Origin of the sequence: Mycobacterium sp., from assembly GCF_035603715.1 — a bacterium.
GTDB lineage: Bacteria > Actinomycetota > Actinomycetes > Mycobacteriales > Mycobacteriaceae > Mycobacterium.
Genome location: NZ_DATNJW010000580.1, coordinates 1 through 2,746, shown reverse-complemented (window position 1 = coordinate 2,746; position 2,746 = coordinate 1). Strand labels below are relative to the sequence as shown.

The following is a 2,746-nucleotide window of genomic DNA, read 5'->3' as shown; positions in this document are numbered from 1 at the left end:
TTCCACGTCGACCAGGCCGCGGTCGCTGGTCGCCATCAACACCGGAATTCCCCGCGCCCGCGCCCGCTCTCGCACGTGCGCCTTCATGTCGAGCGAATCACATTCTTCGACAACAATATTCAGCCCGTCGAGAAATTCGTCGATGGTTTCCAGGGTCAAACCCGTGTCCATGATCTCAACGGGCAGATACGGATCCAGCTCGGCGATTCTGCGGGCGCTCACCTCAGCTTTGTTCAGCCCGATGTCCAATACGGTCGCCGGCACACGATTCAGGTTGGAAAGTTCGAGGTGGTCGAAATCCGCCAGCCGAAGCAAACCGCATAGTCCCTGCGCCGCGAGTGTGTGCGCGATGACATGCCCAGCGCTCAACCCGGCAACACCGATACGCAGTTCACCCAGTCGCGACTGCTCTTCCGCGGTGATGACATTCCGGTTGCGATCCAGCCGGACTGCCCGAAACCCCCGCGGGCCGAGCACCGCCACAACCGTCCGCCGCCAGGGGAAATACACCCACCGGCAGGGCTCGGCGGCACGATCAGGGCCCGCTGGTGGCAGCAGGCCCTGCAACTCAGCGAGTTGGGTCTCGCGCTGGTCAACGAACTCGATGACCGGATCGGCACGCAACTGGTCCAACGTGGCCTTGTCGGCGGCGTCCTCGGAGTCGAGTACCAATGCCTTGCTTGCTGCGATGGTCACTCCTCATGGTCGCGCGCCAGCCGATACCAGAGAGGATAAGCGCTGACATCCAGGCGTTACATCCACGACTTTGTTTGTAGCCCGGAATATGTATTATTCAGTCTCTGAAGTAATTTGGGGCAACGATTGCACTATAAGTTGGCGGCGAATAGCATTCCGCGTGGGCCCGTCCGGAATTGCGGACACAATCTCCAGATCGGAGGACAGCGTGCCGGGCAATCTGCTCCTCGTCTCCTCCATCGCGAATCAACTGCTCGAAGCAACCGCGGCGACCGCTGCTCGCGCCAGTGAACAGGTCCTGGCCCAGCTCGTCGAACACTTCGACCTGAGCTACAGCTTCCTGCGCTATAGCGACCACGACATGGGCGCCTCGGTGCTGGCCGCGGAATGGCCGCCGCGCACCGATGTAACCGATCCGGATCCGTTCGCTGTCATCCCGTTCACCAGCGACCACCCCGCCCTGTCACTCTGCGACAACGGCAAAGAACTGGTGAAGGTTCACCGCAATTACGACGACGGCGTATCTCGATTCCCGCGGATCAGGGCCGGCCGCACCGGAGCCCCGATGGTCGCCGCCGCCCCGCTGATCTCCGGCACGATGACCTGCGGCGTGCTTGGCTTCGTCAAGTGGCGCGGCCGAAGGTGGAAGCCCGAGGCGATCCACACCCTCACAACGATCGCCTCGCTGTTCGCTCAGTTCCGGGCCCGCATCTCGGCCGAAGAACGGCTTCGGCATCTCGCCGAGCATGACGATCTGACCGGTTTGAGCAACCGTCGAGTGCTGATGGACCATCTGTCCGGCCGGCTCGCCGTCCGGCGGCCAGGCCCGGTCGCCGTTCTCTACATCGACCTGGACCGTCTCAAAGCGATCAACGACTCGCTCGGCCACGCCGCCGGCGACTGGTACATCCAGACTTTCGCCGATCGCCTCAGTGCCTGCGCCGGAAGCCAGAGCATGGTCGGGCGAATCGGTGGCGACGAGTTCGTCGTCATTCCGGATCAGCCGATGACCACGCATGCCGCGGAGATCTTCGCCGACCGGATCCGCAAGACCGTGCACGATCGCCTGACCATCGACGGCCAGACCATCAATCGGACCGTGAGCATCGGCGTCGCGACCGGCACGCCGGGTCGCGACCAGAGCACCGATCTGCTCCGCCGCGCCGACGAAGCCGTCCTTGCAGCCAAACGCGCGGGCGGCAACCAGGTCGCGGCGGCAAGCAACAACTCGTTGAAGCAGCGTTTCCGCAGCGACATCGAAGGGCACCTGAGGGGTGACATCGTCGACGACGCGCTACTGCTGGATTACCTGCCCGAGGTCGATCTCTGGACGGGCGCCATCGTGGCCACCGAAGCGCTGGTACGTTGGCGACACCCGGATCGCGGTGTGCTGCTACCGGATTCTTTCATCGGGGTGGCCGAGTCGATGAATCTCGCGAGCGATTTGGATCGGTGGGTGCTTCGCACCGCGTGCGCGGACTTCAGCGGGTGGCGTTCGCGCGGCGTGGGACAAGACGCGTCGTTGCGGGTCAACGTGTCCCCTCTGCAACTGAGCACGCCCGGTTTCGCCCGGATGGTTGGCGAAACCATCAATGAGTTCGGCATGGACGACGGTTCGTTGTGCCTGGAGATCACCGAACGCGCAGTGGTCCACGACATCGACAACACCGCGCGCACGCTGGCGGAGCTCAAAGACGTTGGCGCGCAAACCTCCATCGACGACTTCGGTACCGGTTACGCCGTCTTGTCGCATTTGAAGACGCTGCCGGTCGACACGCTCAAGATCGACCCACGCTTCGTGCGCCACTTGGGCGACAATGCCAACGATTTGGCGATTGTCCGGGCGATCATCGGCCTTGCCGACGCGTTCAACCTGCAGTTGGTCGCCGAGGGCGTCGAAACCGCAACCGCCGCACTGGCGTTGATGCAGCACGGCTGCCGCCGCGCGCAGGGGTACTTGCTCTCACGACCCATCGCGGGCAAGGCGATGGAGACCATGTTGTCTTCGCGCTGGATGCCGATGCCGTTCCTCGGCAACCGCGAGGCACTG

2 protein-coding genes are annotated in these 2,746 nt (G+C 63.6%); one reads left to right on the top strand and one right to left on the bottom strand.

Annotated features, from left to right (window positions below):
• On the bottom strand, positions 1-672 hold a 672-nt coding region (locus VN856_RS23730), incomplete at its 3' end, for a ThiF family adenylyltransferase (protein WP_414687037.1).
• 232 nt (positions 673-904) lie between these two features.
• Between VN856_RS23730 and VN856_RS23725 the strand changes: the two genes are divergently transcribed.
• The coding region (locus VN856_RS23725; protein ID WP_325693745.1) for a bifunctional diguanylate cyclase/phosphodiesterase at positions 905-2,746 on the top strand (1,842 nt) is incomplete at its 3' end.